The organism is Ehrlichia japonica, from assembly GCF_000632845.1.
GTDB classification, from domain to species: Bacteria; Pseudomonadota; Alphaproteobacteria; order Rickettsiales; family Anaplasmataceae; genus Ehrlichia; species Ehrlichia japonica.
Genome location: NZ_CP007474.1, coordinates 701774 through 718904, shown reverse-complemented (window position 1 = coordinate 718904; position 17131 = coordinate 701774). Strand labels below are relative to the sequence as shown.

Here is a 17131-nt window from a genome sequence, read left to right as displayed (position 1 = left end):
ATTACGGTGATATAAACTTGTAATAATAAAATATAAATGAATAAGATTTTATCTTGGTGTAGACTTTAGAGGAACTTATTAGCAGATAATTTGTATAAAATTTAAATATACTTTTTCACAGTTTGCAGTAGAGAACTGTAAAGAAATTAGTGCACCCTGAGCGATTCGAACGCCCGACCTTTTGATCCGTAGTCAAAAACTCTATCCAGCTGAGCTAAGGGTGCTACTAGTATAGCTATATAATTTAATTCAAGTTCTGTAAATAAATTTTTAATAATAATCATAAATTATGATTGATATAATCAGTTAAATTTATTGATATACAGATCATATATATATATATGTATATTACTGCTGTTTTATATAATTAATGTAAAAAATTAATATCTTTATATAACTTACTGATATTGCTTTGTTGGGTATAATTAATATAAATAAATATGTATGCATAATTAAGTGCTTTTTGATGAAGTTAAATTCTCAATAAGAAAATTTTTTTGTTATTAATATAGAATTTTAAAAATTTCTTTATTAAAATACCTTTGCAATAAATGATATTTTTTAATATCAACATTATATTAAAATTTAATATTTTACTTTAAACAGCTGTAATTATTGGTTATTTATACGGATCTAGATTACATTTGATTTAGTTATTATACTAAGTAATTATTAATATAATACATAATAATTGATGTTTTTAGTAAGAGTGAAGTTTAATATATTGATTTTCTAAAATATTGTTTATTCATTAAGTGATTTTAGATATTTTTATTTTTAGTATCTACATTGTATTGCGTTGGAAAGTTATTAAGTTGATTTAAGTGATATGAGTTTTTTATAGTTATTGATATGTATGGCTGGATAAATTTAAATAAACCATGTGGTATAAGTTCTACCTCTGTAGTTAATCTAGTTAAGAAGATTTTGAATGTCAAAAAAGTTGGTCATGCAGGTACATTAGATCCTTTAGCCTCTGGTGTTTTGCCCATTGCTATTGGTGAAGCTACAAAAGTTATGCCCTATGCTGTTGATGTTGTGAAATCTTATTTGTTTACGGTGCAGTGGGGTGAACAAAGAACAACTGATGATGCAGAAGGAGAGATAATAGGGAAGAGTAATATAATACCTAATTTGGAAGATATAAAAAAAGCTATTCCAAATTTTATTGGATTGTTAAAGCAAGTTCCTCCTAATTTTTCAGCAGTACATGTAAATGGAATTAGGGCTTTTAAGTTGGCTAGAAGCGGTCAAGATGTAAGTTTGATTTCTAAGCATGTTTATGTATTAGAGTTAAAATTATTGTCTGTTGATAAAGAAAATAACAGGGCAGATTTTTATTTGTTGTGTAAGAAAGGTGTATATGTCCGTTCTATAGCAAGAGATTTAGGGATACAATTAGGATGTTTAGGATATGTTATAAAATTACAAAGAGTTAGAGTAGGTTATTTTAGAAAAAAAAATGCCATTACTTTAGAAATGTTAAAGATGTTACATAGTGATGGTAGAAGATGTAGTTATTTATTGCCTTTGTGTTATGTTTTGCAAGATGTAGAACATCTTGATGGTGTTTTCTCTGATATTCAGATAAAAAAGATGAAAAATGGTCAAAATATTGAGTTAAATAACTTGTGTGTCATTAGTAATTGTGATATCTGTTATGTTAGTACGGGTAATGTGCCAGTGGCAATTTGTAGTATAGTTAATAATGTCGTAAGGCCAGTACGTATTTTTAATGTTTAAAGATTTGGTATTTTAGTTATGTCAATTACACGTGAAAAAAAATCTGAATTAATAAGTGAATACTGCCTTAAGAAAGATGATACTGGTTCCTCTTTTGTGCAATGTGCAATTTTGTCAGAGAGAATACGTAATTTGACCGAGCATCTTAAAATCCACAAAAAAGATTTCCATTGTAGACGTGGTTTAATGGTATTAGTTTGTAGAAGACGTAATGTATTACAGTATGTTAGAAAAAAATACGGAGATAATGAATATTTGGCATTAATAAAGCGATTAGGTATCAGGGATATTTTTCACTGATTTAATTTATAAAAAGTAGGAAATGATATATGTTTAATTTGATAAGAAGATCTACAGAATGGGGAGGAAAGACCTTAATTTTAGAGAGTGGTAAGATAGCAAGGCAAGCTAGTGGTGCTGTTATGGTTAGTTATGCTGGTACTACAGTTTTAGCAACAGTAGTAGTAGGTAAAGCTAAAGAGCCGGTAGATTTTTTACCATTAACTGTGCAATTTGTTGCAAAGAGTTATGCTGTTGGTAAAATTCCTGGTGGTTTTTTAAAGAGAGAAGGTAAACCATCTGATAGAGAGACATTGGTTTCTCGTTTAATAGATAGGAGTGTCAGGCCTTTATTCCCTGCTGGTTTCTATGATGAAGTTAGTATAGTATGTAACTTACTTTCATACGATACAGTTACGCCTCCTGAAGTTACTGCATTAATTGGAGCAACTGCAGCTTTATCTATATCTGGTGTTCCTTTTAATGGGTCAGTAGTTGGTGCAAGAGTTGGATATTTGCCATCAGAAGATAAATATTTACTGAATGCATCTGCTGATGAAATGGTGTGTAGTTCCTTAGATTTATTTTTATCAGGTAATGAAGACTCTGTTTTAATGGTTGAATCTGAGGCATCTGAGTTATCTGAGTCTCAAATATTAGGGGCAATAGCTTTTGGGCACCAAAATTGCCAAGAAGTTATTAATTTAATTAAAGAATTTAGTCATCAAAGTGGTAAAGTGCCTGTCGAATTTATACCACATGATATTAGTTCAATTGTAAGTTATATTGAATCCTCTTATAAAGAAGACTTTAGTTTAGCATATTCTAATACCATTAAAAAAGAAAGAGCATTGAAATTGGAAGAGTTAAGAGATAAAGTCTTACTTGAGGTAACAGGAAAATATAGTGCCGATAATATAGAGTATAATGATCAAGATATAGTTAGTGCGTTAAAAACCTTTGAAAGATCATTAGTGAGGTCCAAAATCATTGATACTTCTTATAGAATAGATGGTCGTTCATTTGATGAAATACGTGATATAGAAATTGAAGTAGATGTATTACCTAAAGCACATGGTTCTGCTTTATTTACTAGAGGAAATACACAAGCATTGGTTGTGACTGCATTGGGTACGCCTCAAGATGAGCAGATAGTTGATGATTTAGATGGTGATAGGAGAGAGAATTTCTTATTACATTATAATTTTCCTCCGTATGCAGTTGGGGAATCTGCAGCTTTACGTGCTCCTGGTAGGAGAGAAATAGGTCATGGTAAGCTTGCTTGGAGAGCGATTCGTTATGTATTACCTGAAAAGTCAGATTTTCCATATACTATTAGAGTAGTTTCTGAGATTACAGAATCAGATGGTTCTTCTTCAATGGCTACAGTTTGTGGGGCATCTTTGGCTTTAATGGATACAGGTGTGCCAATTAAATCTTCTGTTGCTGGTATTGCAATGGGGCTTATTAAGGAAAATGATGAATTTATAATACTTTCAGATATATTGGGTGAAGAAGACTATCTTGGTGATATGGATTTTAAAGTAGCTGGTACTGCTGAAGGTATTACTGCTTTACAAATGGATATGAAAATTTCAGGTATTAGCATTGAGGTAATTGAAAGGGCATTGCTTCAAGCTAAAGATGGTAGAATATATATTTTAGGTAAAATGAATGCGGTAATACAAGAGTCTCGCAATTGTATAAAAAATCATGCTCCTAGGATAGAATCTATCTTTATAAATAAAGATAAGATTCGTAATGTGATAGGAAGTGGTGGAAAAAATATACGTGATATCTGTGAAAAAACAGGTGCAAAAATTGAAATAATACAAGATGGCACTGTTATGATATATGCTGTTAATAATGAGGCAGTAGAATATGCTAAAAGTATGATAATGGATATTGTAACTGAACCCGAGATAGGTAAGGTTTTTGAAGGTACTGTTGTTGAAATTGTGAAATTTGGAGCTTTTATAAGTTTCTTAGGTGGTAAAAGAGGGTTAGTACATATTAGTGAAATAAAAAATGAACACATTAGTGCAGTGGGTAGTGTAATTTCTTTAAATGATAAAGTAAAAGTATTGGTAATTGGCATAGATCGTGAACATATTCAATTGTCAATGCGTAGGGTAGATCAAGGAACTGGAGAACCTATAGATGGTGAGCTTTATAATATAAGAAAGGGTAGCTTTTCTGATGATTCAGGTAGTAGCAGTAGTACTGGCAGCAGTTTTAAGGAAAGCTACAGTAACAGCAACAGGTATGGTAGTCATGATAAAAAGCGTGGTGGAGGTAGTAATAGGTCATCACGTCGTAATAGTAATGGATCTAATTATTATAGGGAGGATTCACCATCGAGTGGATTTGGAAATAATAATCGCTCATTCAGTAATGGTAGAAATGGTAACGACGTTTCTAGAAAACCTAGGTTTTTTTAATTAAGGTTTTGCTACGTAATAAAGTCCATGCTTATTTTCGACCGTAGCCTTGTAAAGCTTTATAGAGATAGGCTATTTTATAATAAAGGTAGTAACTTTATATTTTCTGAAATTAGTGATATTTTATTAGATAAGATTAGTTTGTTTTCAGTTATTACAGGATTAGTTTTAAATATCGGTGTTAGGACTGATTCTTTTACTGAAAATCTATTACAGAAAAAGCTGATATCTTCTGAAGAACAAGTAATACAATGTGATTTATCATATTGTATGTTATACAACATGCAGAGTAGCTATAGAGTAGTAGCTGATGAGGAGGCATTACCGTTTTGTAATAATACTTTTGATATTGTTATTAGTAATGCATCACTACATAATGTCAATAATTTATTTAGTGTATTATTGAGTATATATAATATTATAAAAACCAAGGGTGTTTTTCTTGCTGCGTTGTTTGGTAGTAAAACTCTTTATGAATTAAAATATTCAATTATCAGGGCAGAGATGGGTTTTGGTGTTGCACCTAGAGTGTTGCCTTTTATTCATGTTCAAGATATTGTTTCTTTATTACAAAAAACTGGATATTCTGATATTGTAGTAGATGTTAATACTATTATGGTGGAGTATAATGATATATATACTTTATTTAGAGATTTAAAAAATATGGGAGAAGGTAATGTATTATATGCTAGAAATAAGTATCCTTTAACTAGAACTATTATTACAAAAATTTTTGAGAATTATAAACGATACTTCTCAATAGATAAAATTAGTATTCCTGCTACTTTTGAAATTATTACTTTAAAGGCAAGTAAAGTGTAGAAGCTATATAGAATGTGAGGATAAAATGGATAAGCGTAATATAAGAAATTTTGCTATAATAGCTCATATTGATCATGGTAAATCTACGTTGGCTGATCGGTTAATAGAAAAGTGTAATGGTTTGAATGAACGAGAAATGAAGGATCAAGTACTTGATTCTATGGATATTGAGAGAGAGCGTGGTATTACAATTAAGGCGCAAACTGTTAGACTGGTATATAAAGCTAAAGATGGACAAACATATTATTTAAATTTAATGGATACACCAGGACATGTGGATTTTTCATATGAGGTAAGTAGGAGTTTAGCTGCTTGTGAAGGATCATTACTTGTTGTGGATAGTAGTCAGGGAGTTGAAGCACAAACTTTAGCAAATGTATATAAGGCTATAGATAGTAATCATGAAATTATTCCAGTACTAAATAAAATAGATTTAGCATCCTCAGATCCAGATAAAGTGAAATTGCAGATAGAAGATATGATTGGCATTGATGCAAGTGAATCGCTACTTGTGTCGGCAAAATCAGGTATTGGCATACAAGATGTATTAGAAGCTATTGTTTCCAAGTTGCCAGCTCCATGTGGAAAATTAGAAAATCCATTGAAGGCTATATTAGTTGATACTTGGTATGATATATATCTTGGGATAGTAATTCTGTTACGTATTAAAGATGGTGTTATAAAAAAAGGCATGAAAATTGTTATGATGTCGAATAATGCTGTGTATCAAGTTGATAATGTAGGTATTTTTACTCCACATAAAAAAATTGTAGATCAACTTTCAGTAGGTGAAATTGGATTTATTACTGCTTCTATTAAAGAATTATCAGATTGTAAAGTGGGTGATACGATTACTGAAGAACAGAGAAGATGTAGTGAACCACTTCCTGGATTTCGGACAATTCATCCTGTAGTTTTTTGTAGTATTTTTCCAAATGAGGCTGGGGAGTTTGAAAGATTACGTGAAGCTTTAAAAAAGTTACAACTTAATGATGCAAGTTTTACTTTTGAAGTTGAGATTTCTAATGCACTGGGATATGGGTTTCGTTGTGGATTTTTAGGAATGTTACACTTAGAAGTAATTCAGGAAAGGTTGGAAAGGGAATTTAATTTAGATCTAACTGCTACAGCTCCAGGTGTAATTTATCAAGTTACTACTAAGAATGGTGATGTTCGTGAAGTACATAATCCTCATGATTTTAGTGAACAGTATATTGCTAATATTAAAGAACCATGGATCTGTGCTACTATTATGGTACCAGATCAATATTTAGGTGTTATCATGTCATTATGTAATAATAAAAGGGGTGAGAAACTGGATCTGTCGTATTCAGGTAATACAGCATTATTAAAATATAGACTACCATTATCCGAAGTTGTTTTTGATTTTTATGATAGAATAAAATCTATGTCCAAAGGTTATGCTAGTTTAGACTGGGAGATGGATGGGTATTTAGATAGTGAGATTGCTAAGTTAAGTATTTTTATAAACTCTGAGCCAGTAGATGCTCTTGCATGCATTATTCATAAAAGTAAAATAGAGCAAAGAGGACGTGAAATATGTATTAGATTAAAAGATTTAATTCCAAGACAACAATATAAGATTGCAATACAAGCAGCAATAGGTGGAAGGATTGTTGCTCGTGAAACTATCTCTCCATATCGTAAAGATGTTACAGCAAAATTATATGGTGGAGATGTTACCAGAAGGATGAAATTATTAGAAAAACAGAAAAAAGGAAAGAAAAAATTACGATCTATAGGGAATGTTAATGTTCCACATAATGCATTTATTCAAGCATTAAAAATCATAGATTAGCTGTATGTGTGTTATTTTTTTCTTAAGGTAAAGAATTTATTGTAGCTTTTCTTGGTTATAAATTATTAATTAACTAATTAGTTGATTATTTATTAATTATTTAATGTTAACTTAATTTTCAAAAGATTATATGTAAAATTTCTGTTCTGTTTTAATTTCTAATGCATCTTTATGCAAAGAAATAGTTATTAAGTTAATTTTTGTCTTGTATAATTGACTTGGGAATTTGATATTAATTTCATACAGTAATATTGGTTAAGTGATTTATATTGAAATTTATAAGTAAATATTGTGGGTATTATATTAATTTTATGATAAAAAAGCATGATTTAATGATCAACTATAGCAGTTTCATTTCTATTACTTTGGCAGTAGTAGGGTTAATACTATGTTGTACAAATACAATATCTCATAATCAAACTAGTATAGGTATATTTACGTTTTTGTTTATGATGGCAATTGTATTATTAGCTGCAAATTATAGGAAAGGCATAAATAAAAAATATATTGAGTTAAACAATTATTTAACAACATTTTCATCAGAATCTATTGACAGCCTCAATATTGATTAAATAGTTTATTTGTAGATAGTTTTAATTTTTAACTATAATGCAAGACCTACTAAGTGAATATAAGCTAGTGTATTTACAATTTCCAAAACTCAATTTCATAGGATATAAAATGAAGCTGATGTTCTTGAGTTTTATTATAAAATTTTGGATAGAAAATGTTGATTTAATGATAATGGTGTTGAGAAAGTAAAAGTATTAGAAGTAAAATAAGAATAAATATCTAGTGATAACTTTTAAATATAGTGGAAAATTATTGTGATGAATTTTGTTGTTTTATGTGATAAAATAAATGTACTAGTAAAGAGGTTTTTCTCTTTATGGGTTATGCACTCCTTGTTTTTTTCTAAGTAAAAGCTTATAATTGAAGTAAATAAATTGTATAGAATACATTATTTATTAATAAATATTATTAAAAATATTTTTATTGTTTTTGATATTTTTAGATAATAAATGAGATATTTTTTATGGAAGTTAATAGAATAATAATGACTGCGGGTAGTGTGTTAGTAACAATTGCTGCAGCTGTAGGATTAATATTAAGTTGTGTAAATGTGAGGCATAACAATTGGACTGATATTACGAATGTCATCATATTTACATTTTTACTTATAATTGGATTTGTATTACTTTGTGCTAATTATATGGGTGTGCGATATGATAGGGTTGTTAATATTTTATACTATAATACTATTCCTGATTATGTTGTGCCACCTGATAAAAGTGAGACATGTATATTTTCAAAATTGAAAAAGATTTTTGCTAGAGAAAAATCTAGCCAAGTATATGGGTTACCTGTATCTCCTATTGATCGATCAGATAGTAGTAGCTGTGATATGGCGGATCAAAGATTTCATTATGATAATTGTTCTACCTCTCTATTAACAAACCAAAATGGTTCAGATCAAGCTATTTATGAAACTGGTTTTATGGATTGTAATGATTTGGATTGTGAAAGTGTAAATTCATGTTTGGATACTGCTGATCTGAGTATGGCAGCTGCAGAAAAAATGATTGAAGAAAATATGCTACTTACTAGTGTGAGATAGTATAGTTTTTATGGATTTTAGTTGTTTTGCTGTCCATCTATTGATAGTAATCCAGTTTGCTATTGATTAGTCGTATAGCACTAGCAATCAGATTACTGATTATTTTAATTAATAAAATCTTAGTTTTTTTTAAGCATATTGTAATTCCATTTATATCGTTTAAAGAAGTAATACTATGATTCTAAGTTTTACGTGTAGGATGTTTTTATAATAAAATTTATATTTATTACTATAATATCTAATTTAAGTAAATTATTTAATAATAGTATTATTAATTGATTTATAAATTAATACCTATTTTCTGTTATAACATATTACTGTTTAGAATATTCATAATATATGTAAAAATTAATAATTTCTTTATTTACTTTATTATTAATTATTATTAAAATCTTATACTTAATAATTAATATAGAAAGTGTTTTTTTATGCTAAATTCTAATCAACGTATCATAGGTGCTTTACTTGTTCGTATACGTAAGGTGCTGTCTTCTACCCAATTAATATCGTATGTGTCAACAGTTTTATCGGGTATTGCATACCCATTTCAATATATATGTATGAAATTACTTAGCAGTAGAAATCCTACATATATTGATAATGAGCCTGTTGAAGATCTTGCATCTAGTGATAATGAGCTTGTTGATAATTTTCTTGAAGATGAGGTTAATGTTTATGCAGGATAGGCGTATGGCTACTCAATATAAACCGGAAAATAAGTTACCAGGTGCAGTTTTTAGTATTTATGGAAATTTGGTAGCTATATCACAAGATCTCAAATTGCTAATATCTCAACCATATGATGTTTCTGAGTTCAAATTTTTTTCGATGTATTATTGCAGTAATGTTTTTGATCTTGGTATAGGTTATGTTTTTGTTTTTCCGGAATTTAAGAGACATTTTGATTTCATGTTAGATAAATTAATATATTCTAACGTATTTGTTAAATCTCAGGTTGTTGAGATGAGTGATGTTGATGGTATTGATGGTGTTAATGCTGATATTGACGATATTGACGATATTGACGATATTGATGATATTGATGATATTGATGATATTGATGATATTGATGATGGTGTTGATGCTGATATTAACGATATTAATGATGTTGTTGATGCTGATCAAATTAAAGGTTTATTAGAACAAGACACTTTTACGTTTGTTATATTGGCAGCACAATTAATTGCTAGAAATGAAACTTTATATGGAGCTTATCCTAGAGATATATGTGATAAGATTATGGCGTTAGCTAATTTATCTATAAAGAATATACCATATCAACAAAGGTTAAATTCAGCTAATAAAATAATAAAATTGTTAGGAGAAAAAGCATATAATTTTGATAATCAGTATGACTTATATAAGTTTTTATCAGATGTGTCTCGTAAATACGTAATGGATCGTTTTAAATATAATTATGTATGTGGGAATGATTTACATAAGAGAAGAGTTACGAGAGAAATGAATTTAGCTTCTGATATGATGAGGTACTATGATGAGTATAGTACTGGAAATAATGTTTATATTAAGGATTATATTAAGGGTTATATTAATGATATCAGAGAATCTGGGTATAATGGTGTTGATATTAACTCAGCAATGAATTATCGTGATATAACAAATGTTCAGGAAATTATATCTGAAGTTTTTGAGCAAACTACTGTTCAAGATAATGGGACCGTCTCTTGTTTCATTGAGCAATACAATTCTAACAAAGTAAGAAGTATTAGAAAGAGTGCTTTAGAAAAATTTAGCAGAACCTATCCCGATGTTTTAAGAATGCATCCTACAAATTATGAATTTGTATGGAAATCTATTTATACTAATAACATGATATTTATTTCTAAAGAATTAAATATGGAAGCGGATCAAGAAGGATTGATGTTTAATATTTATTCTAGTCTTCGTGATTATATTATCCTAGCTGAGAGGGTTAGTAAAAGTCTTAAGGATTTTGAAGAATGTGAAGCACAAGTGACTAATGAATATCAGAAATCGGGGTATTATGTTGTATATATGCAATCAAAAATTAAGTTTGATTCATGGTTGTTTTTCTTGCGTGCTAAAATCAATCCTGATTTTCCTATCAGCCAGCATGATATAATTAGGATATGGTCTAATGTTGGCTCTCGGATAGCAAGTAATGTTAAATATATAGTATGTTATGCTAGGATTGTCTGTTGTACACCTTGTTTATTGAACTCTTATTCTAGAGATATGATTAATTGTATTAAGGTAATAGCTCGTTTGGATATACCGGGAATAGATAGTATCTATCAATCATTGTTAAAAGATATGTCATATAAGGTATGTATCTTTAAGAATAAGGATGAATTGCAACAAATGATAGATTCATGTTTAGGTTATTATGGTAAGTCTTATGGAGATTTATGTGGAAGATTAAAGTCAAATGATTCTGGAACTGTGCATTCTTTTGATATTGTATTGCTAAATTTAATGTATATGCCTCTTTATAGTTCAGGGATGGTAGAACAGTCTCTTATAGATACTGCATTTCGTAAAATGAAGGATTTAAGCATTTCTGGTTTTCAGCAATCTTGTAATCTTTTTTGGGAAGTAATTAGTAATACAGTTAACTATAAACATGATCATGTATATTTTCCACTCTATACAATAGAGTTGGAAAAAGTTCCTAGAAGGTTACATCACTCAAGCGATCTATTGCCTGATTTAGCTGTTTTAACAAATCTAGGTAATGTTGCAGCAAGTAGTGCAGTGGTTTCTGGAAATCAAAGGTGATCATTAAACTTGCTTTTGTATTATTGTATCATATAATAGGTGTTTATTCGTTAAAGTAAAGAGTAATTATATTTATAAAAGAGTCAATTGATTGTGTTGAATGAAACTAAAACGTATAACTAATAAAAATATTGTAGAGTTGTATTAATATTATATTTTATCAAAAGGAAATTATCTTGTGTTGGTGTAGACCTAAATTTCAAATTGTGGCAAAAATTACTTTTAGTTTCTTTTTAATGAGTACTATAAATTTAGGTGAAAGATTAAAGTAAGATAGTTCTAGGATTAAGTTTAGAAGATTTTTTTGATATTATTTAATAAATTTGAGGTATACTATCCCTTATAGTTCAAGTATCATAGAACAGAGTCTTTATATATAGGTGCTCCATTTAATAGAATAATACACCTTGATGGATAAGCAATAGTAAATTTATGGAGAATTCTAGGTTGTAAAATTTTAACAAATTGTTAGAAGAAACAGTGTATGGATGTGAATCCATAATTAATGATGATAAATATTTTATAATCAAGATTACAATATTGGTATCATATGTTAAATAATATTAATAATTCTTAAGTATATTAAGAATTGTGATTTTTATATTATAAGTGTATATATCTTTAAGTGACTTAAGAAAACTATTATAACTTCTTCTAATGAATTGGCAACATCTGTGATGTTTTGAGTATTTGTAAGCAGTAGTAATTATAATTATGTACAGGTTCTATTATTTAATCGAAGAGATATAGTAATATACTATAAGTTTTTTGTTGGTTTTATATTCATCATAGGAAGGATAAAATATCTAATACAAATACGGTCTAAGAAGGACTTTTATATTAAATATCCAGAAATGAAGGATGGTGTGCTATCATTGACTTGTGGTTATAGTGTTATATGTTCTACTAATGAATTTGAATTTCTATCTAAACACAGAATTTACATGTCAATTTTGTGTACTACGTATATCATTTACCATTTGATAATTAATAATACTGGTAGTGCATTAGGATATAGCTTTAAATAACTGACAATGTTAATAGTTTTAGAGATAGAGTAGAGTAGAAAGTCAGATAAGCTAATGTAGTTAGTTCATAGTAGATTGTTTAATGTGGGTAATATCCTGTAATGTTTTGATGGTAATAAAGTTAATATAATTTATATGGTAGTTATGAGAGTGTATATGAAATATACTTTTATATTAAAAATCAGGATAATATTATTATTAATTTATGGTGGATAGTAAGTATGTAATGATTAATTGATAATTTCTTTTTATTGTTAATCAAGTTTTATATTACATCTAAAAAATTTAAAATAATATCTTAATATATAAATTTGTTAATATGAACTTCTTATTTTTTAATATACTTTGCAATTTTAATGTGATATACTTATTATATATATTATAGAGAACTGGTGTTAAAAGATTATGAAAAAATCTCAGCTTTTGTATTTATTTGTAGCATGTATCATACTTATTGCTGCTATAGTTTTAACAATTTTTCTGAGTAAAATCTATGTCATACCGTCTTTCAATATAATTATTGGTGTAGCTGGTGCAGCACTAAGTGGAATTATATTATTTGGTATTACATGTGCTATCTTACATTGTCAATACCCTACAACAATTCACGATGTGTTACCATTTGTTAAAAAGAATGAGCAAGTGATGTTGTTTATACCATTGTCTGATGATCAATTAAATAAACTTGATTTAGAAAGTGATATTGTTGAGATAAAATATGATAGAGTTGAATCTGGAATAAATATCAATGAAGACAAAAACATTGTATTAAATATAACTCAAAAAAAATGTGGATTATGGGGTAAAAGAACAGTTGATGTGGTAGTAGATTCTAATCGTAAATGTATGTTGTTGGAGGATAATGTATATATTTCTCACATGAATAGTCGAGGTATTGCTGTACTAGTCAATAAAAAAATGTCCAGTATCGGGGATATTGTCCATAAGGATGGCTTTCGTATTAAATATCCAGAAATGAAGGATGGTGTGCTATCATTGGCTTGTAGTTATAATGTTATATGTTCTACTCTAAAAGATACGTTAGATATGTTGAGATATAGGGTTGAAGATCCTGAGAGTTATGATTATGGGTATAGTATATATGAATTGATATTAAAAGATCTACTTATTCGGTTTCCATATGATATTCCTACAGGAGAAAAAGATTCACGTACTGGTCAAAGTAATGGTTATAAATTGGCTATGGCTCTTTTAACGGCTTTTAGTACTTCGAAGGTGTTAGGCAATAGTCCTATAAATGAGGAATTAGTTAATAGCGTTGCATTGCTAAAGAGTTATATGGCGGAGAGTAAAGTAACTTCTTACGAAGAGTTTTACCCTGAATTATTTGAGAGAATAAGATATAAATTTTGTCAGAGACATGAAAAAATAGGAAGTTATGGTTGTTTGCATAATAATTACTATACAAAATATGGTGTAACGTTTAAGGAGATGCTAATTTCTTCTATACGCGGTGGTGATTCTGTATTAGCTTCTATGCTTGCTATTGCTTCTTGTCATAATGGTAGAGGTTTTACTAAAACAAATGATTTTTTTAAAGAAATATTATCTTCAGTTGGATGTGATGATTTAGTGGCTGAAGCGAATAGGTTAATCGCTGATGGTTTACACAGAAAAATTGATTTAAGTAGCTGTGAGTTTATTAAATGGAAAATCTTTGGTGCATTAAAAGTAATATTGACTCCATCAAATACTGCTTGTAGTCTTGATGGGTTGATATATGGTGCAAGGAGGTATATAATGAGAAAGTGTTATTCTAGTGTAACAACATTAAAATGTGTACCTTATTCTTTAATTTTTAGATCTATATATAATCCAGTTATAATGACTGGAAAAGAAAGTGAGCAAGTAGTTGGTAGTTCTAATATTGAGCATGTAGGTGTCAGTCATGCTGTTGGTATGTAAAGATGTAAATTTAATAAGGTAGAACATTGTAAAAATTACAAGGAAGGTTTAATAATATGTTGTTTAGATCTGGTCCTAAGAGTATAGGTGCTGCTATTGAGAAGTTGATATTGAATAAGTGTAATAAGAATCATATTAGCAGAGTTGAAGTACTTCTTTTTTTAAATTGGAATAGTATTGTTGGAAAAGAAATATCGCAAGTTGCTAAGCCAAGAAAGTTATCATTTTTAGATGGTATGAATACAGGAGTTCTATATATTATGGTAAATAGTGGTGGTGTTGCAATTAATATACAATATGCCATTCCAGTTATTATAGAAAAAATTTCCGTTTTTTTTGGATTTAAAGCAGTTCATGAAGTAAAAATTAGACAACATTATAATATTTGAGTAAATTTTTAAGATATTTATCATGTACATATAATAATATTTGTATAAGGTATGATGCTTTTATAAGGAATTTGCGAACGTGTTTTTTTGTTCTTGAGTTTATAAGGAACTATGTTTTTGTTGTTAGTGCTGATATAATAAATGAATCTAAATTTCCATCTAATACAGAATTTACATTGCCAGTTTCGTGTCCTGTACGTACATCCTTTACCATTTGATATGGATGCATAATGTAAGATCTGATTTGGTTACCCCATCCTATGTTGCACCTTTTATTATGTTCTTCTGCCATTTTTTTTTCTTTTTCCTGTAATTTTACTTGATATAGCCTGCTTTTTAATAAATTATGTGCTTCAGCTAAATTTTGATGTTGAGATCTATTATTTTGGCATTGTACTACAATCCCAGAGGGCATATGTGTAATCCGTACGGCACTTTCTGTTTTATTAACATGTTGTCCTCCTGCACCAGATGCTCTGTATGTATCTATTCGTAAATCTTTATCAAGGATCTCAATGTTAGTATCTTCATTAGTTGTTGGGGAAACTAATATGCTTGAGAAGGTAGTATGACGCTTAGCATTTGAGTTAAAGGGAGAAATGCGTACTAGCCTATGAATACCACTTTCAGTTTTTGTCCAGCCGTATGCATTATCTCCTGTTACCTTTATAATAGCAGACTTTAATCCTGCTTCTTCGCCATCTAGCTTGTAAACAATTTCTGTTTTAAAATTATGATATATTTCTGCCCATCTTACATACATTCGAAGAAGCATGCTAGACCAATCATTGCTTTCTGTTCCTCCAGCTCCAGATTGAATCTCTATAAAGCAATCATTATGATCTGCTTCATTAGAAAATAGGCATTCGATTTCTTTTTTTTGGATCTTTTCTTTTAATTTTGTTAGACCTACCTCTAACTCATTAAGTAGTTCATCTGAGTCATTTTTTACAATAGTTAGCAGTTCATGATAATAATTATACTCCTCTTCTAACTCTGTAAATGAGTTAAGAGTTTTGGATATTCTAGCACGTTCAGATAGAATACGTTGTGCTAAAGAATTGTCATTCCACAAGGACGTACTAGAACACTGAACACTAAGATCAGCTAATGAATTTGTTAAATTATCAATGTCAAAGGTAACCCCGAATCAACTGCAAAGCCTTGCCTAAACTTACTAATTCTTCATCAGCATAGGATTTTGTGATCATAATAGTAATAAGAAAAACTAACTGTTAGATTTTACTCGATTTATTAGAATATACAATAAAAATAAGCATAATAACAACTTTAACATAAATACCATAATCGAATAGCTAATTATAGGATACAAAACCTGTGTTACGAAGGCAAGATATAAATTATTAAAGAAAGATTAACTTTATCTGATTATTTTAAAGAAATATGAAATTTTGTTTAACAATAAATTTGTCATTTTATGTACTACTTACTATTAATTTAGGTATGTATAATATTACATTCAGTAGTAGTAAAAAATAAAGATAAAAACACTGATAATGTTGGAATACCTAACTCTCAAGTCTTAGTAATATGGTTTTAGAAGGTAAAGTTACTATCTATGTATTGTACATCATCGTTATTTTCTAATAAATCCATTAGACTTAAAATTTTCCTTTGTATTTCTTCATCTTCTATTTTTAAAATATCACTTGATTTCCAAAATAATCTAGAAAACTCAGCATCAGCAAATTTATGGAATAGGTGATCTCTTACATTACCAAAATCTTGAACATTACAAATGACGTAATACATTTTATCTTGAGTGTCATCTTGTATAATTTCTTCAACATCTAAAGCTTGTAATTCTATAGCAGTGTCAAATAATGAGTCAAAGCTATCAATGGATGAAGCTTTATAAGCTATTACTCCTACGTGATTAAAAAGGAAACTTACGCTTCCAGATTCTCCCAATTTACCATTATACTTTGATAAAGCATGTCTTAATTCAGCTGCTGTTCTATTGCGATTATTAGTTAAAGTTTGAATCATCAAAGCTATATTTCCTGGACCGTAACCCTCATATACTACTTCCTCATAATTATCATTTTGAGTATTTCCAGTTGCACTTTTGATTGCAGCATCAATTTTATCTTTAGGAAGATTCTCTTTTTTTGCTGCAATGATTGCAGATCTTAACCTAGAATTAAACTCTGGATCTGGTAATCCTTGTTTTGCAGCGACAATAATTTCCCTTGTTAGTTTTGTAAATCTTTGAGCTCTTTTTGCATCTTGAGCTCCTTTTCTGTGTTTTATGTTTGCAAATTGTGAGTGACCAGCCATGATTA

Annotated in this window: 13 protein-coding genes and 1 tRNA gene; 11 read left to right on the top strand and 3 right to left on the bottom strand. The window is 29.0% G+C overall.

What is annotated here, in order from left to right; translation table 11 throughout:
- Positions 1–150 precede the first annotated feature (150 nt).
- Positions 151–224, bottom strand: a tRNA-Arg gene (locus EHF_RS02885).
- Positions 225–852: 628 nt separating this feature from the next.
- Here EHF_RS02885 and truB point away from each other — a divergent pair.
- From truB to EHF_RS02830, 11 genes are all read left to right on the top strand, one after another.
- The gene (gene truB, locus EHF_RS02880) at positions 853–1743 is read left to right on the top strand and encodes a tRNA pseudouridine(55) synthase TruB (protein WP_044195011.1); all 891 of its coding nucleotides are present in this window, start codon (positions 853–855) and stop codon (positions 1741–1743) included.
- Positions 1744–1761: 18 nt separating this feature from the next.
- Positions 1762–2043 carry a 30S ribosomal protein S15 gene (gene rpsO / locus EHF_RS02875; RefSeq protein WP_044195008.1) on the top strand — a complete coding sequence of 94 codons (282 nt, stop codon included), beginning with the start codon at positions 1762–1764 and terminating at the stop codon, positions 2041–2043.
- Between the two features lie 29 nt (positions 2044–2072).
- On the top strand, positions 2073–4463 hold the full coding sequence (gene pnp / locus EHF_RS02870; RefSeq protein ID WP_044195005.1) for a polyribonucleotide nucleotidyltransferase: 2391 nt from the start codon (positions 2073–2075) through the stop codon (positions 4461–4463).
- A gap of 27 nt (positions 4464–4490) precedes the next feature.
- Complete coding sequence (locus EHF_RS02865; RefSeq protein WP_044195002.1) at positions 4491–5285, top strand: methyltransferase domain-containing protein; 795 nt, start codon at positions 4491–4493, stop codon at positions 5283–5285.
- Positions 5286–5310: 25 nt separating this feature from the next.
- Positions 5311–7104, top strand: a complete 1794-nt coding sequence (gene lepA, locus EHF_RS02860) for a translation elongation factor 4 (protein ID WP_044194998.1) — start codon at positions 5311–5313, stop codon at positions 7102–7104.
- Between the two features lie 311 nt (positions 7105–7415).
- On the top strand, positions 7416–7676 hold the full coding sequence (locus EHF_RS02855; RefSeq protein ID WP_052349276.1) for a hypothetical protein: 261 nt from the start codon (positions 7416–7418) through the stop codon (positions 7674–7676).
- 464 nt (positions 7677–8140) lie between these two features.
- The gene (locus EHF_RS02850; RefSeq protein ID WP_044194996.1) at positions 8141–8722 is read left to right on the top strand and encodes a hypothetical protein; all 582 of its coding nucleotides are present in this window, start codon (positions 8141–8143) and stop codon (positions 8720–8722) included.
- 428 nt (positions 8723–9150) lie between these two features.
- Positions 9151–9408 (top strand): hypothetical protein, encoded by a 258-nt coding sequence (locus EHF_RS02845; protein WP_044194993.1) that lies wholly within the window; start codon positions 9151–9153, stop codon positions 9406–9408.
- Entirely contained in the window at positions 9398–11482 is a 2085-nt protein-coding gene (locus EHF_RS04815; RefSeq protein ID WP_198015087.1) for a hypothetical protein, read from the top strand. Before EHF_RS02845 ends, EHF_RS04815 begins: the two co-directional genes overlap by 11 nt.
- Positions 11483–12915: 1433 nt before the next feature.
- The gene (locus EHF_RS02835; protein ID WP_044194986.1) at positions 12916–14436 is read left to right on the top strand and encodes a hypothetical protein; all 1521 of its coding nucleotides are present in this window, start codon (positions 12916–12918) and stop codon (positions 14434–14436) included.
- Between the two features lie 56 nt (positions 14437–14492).
- Positions 14493–14825 carry a DUF721 domain-containing protein gene (locus EHF_RS02830; protein WP_044194982.1) on the top strand — a complete coding sequence of 111 codons (333 nt, stop codon included), beginning with the start codon at positions 14493–14495 and terminating at the stop codon, positions 14823–14825.
- Between the two features lie 109 nt (positions 14826–14934).
- Here the strand turns inward: EHF_RS02830 and prfB are convergent.
- Together prfB and EHF_RS02820 are read right to left on the bottom strand one after the other, a co-directional pair.
- A protein-coding gene (gene prfB / locus EHF_RS02825) for a peptide chain release factor 2 (protein WP_156928265.1) occupies positions 14935–16036 on the bottom strand; the annotation gives its coding sequence in 2 pieces (ribosomal slippage) (positions 14935–15960 and positions 15962–16036; 1101 coding nt in all).
- Positions 16037–16382: 346 nt separating this feature from the next.
- Positions 16383–17126: a YebC/PmpR family DNA-binding transcriptional regulator gene (locus EHF_RS02820; protein WP_044194977.1), complete on the bottom strand. Its 744-nt coding sequence runs from the start codon at positions 17124–17126 to the stop codon at positions 16383–16385.
- Positions 17127–17131: the final 5 nt, after the last annotated feature.

Bases quoted from the DNA above. Each gene is read 5' to 3' on its own strand.
- truB (WP_044195011.1), top strand. From the start codon at position 853: ATGTATGGCTGGATAAATTTAAATAAACCATGTGGTATAAGTTCTACC.
- rpsO (WP_044195008.1), top strand. From the start codon at position 1,762: ATGTCAATTACACGTGAAAAAAAATCTGAATTAATAAGTGAATACTGC.
- pnp (WP_044195005.1), top strand. From the start codon at position 2,073: ATGTTTAATTTGATAAGAAGATCTACAGAATGGGGAGGAAAGACCTTA.
- EHF_RS02865 (WP_044195002.1), top strand. From the start codon at position 4,491: ATGCTTATTTTCGACCGTAGCCTTGTAAAGCTTTATAGAGATAGGCTA.
- lepA (WP_044194998.1), top strand. From the start codon at position 5,311: ATGGATAAGCGTAATATAAGAAATTTTGCTATAATAGCTCATATTGAT.
- EHF_RS02855 (WP_052349276.1), top strand. From the start codon at position 7,416: ATGATAAAAAAGCATGATTTAATGATCAACTATAGCAGTTTCATTTCT.
- EHF_RS02850 (WP_044194996.1), top strand. From the start codon at position 8,141: ATGGAAGTTAATAGAATAATAATGACTGCGGGTAGTGTGTTAGTAACA.
- EHF_RS02845 (WP_044194993.1), top strand. From the start codon at position 9,151: ATGCTAAATTCTAATCAACGTATCATAGGTGCTTTACTTGTTCGTATA.
- EHF_RS04815 (WP_198015087.1), top strand. From the start codon at position 9,398: ATGCAGGATAGGCGTATGGCTACTCAATATAAACCGGAAAATAAGTTA.
- EHF_RS02835 (WP_044194986.1), top strand. From the start codon at position 12,916: ATGAAAAAATCTCAGCTTTTGTATTTATTTGTAGCATGTATCATACTT.
- EHF_RS02830 (WP_044194982.1), top strand. From the start codon at position 14,493: ATGTTGTTTAGATCTGGTCCTAAGAGTATAGGTGCTGCTATTGAGAAG.
- EHF_RS02820 (WP_044194977.1), bottom strand. From the start codon at position 17,126: ATGGCTGGTCACTCACAATTTGCAAACATAAAACACAGAAAAGGAGCT.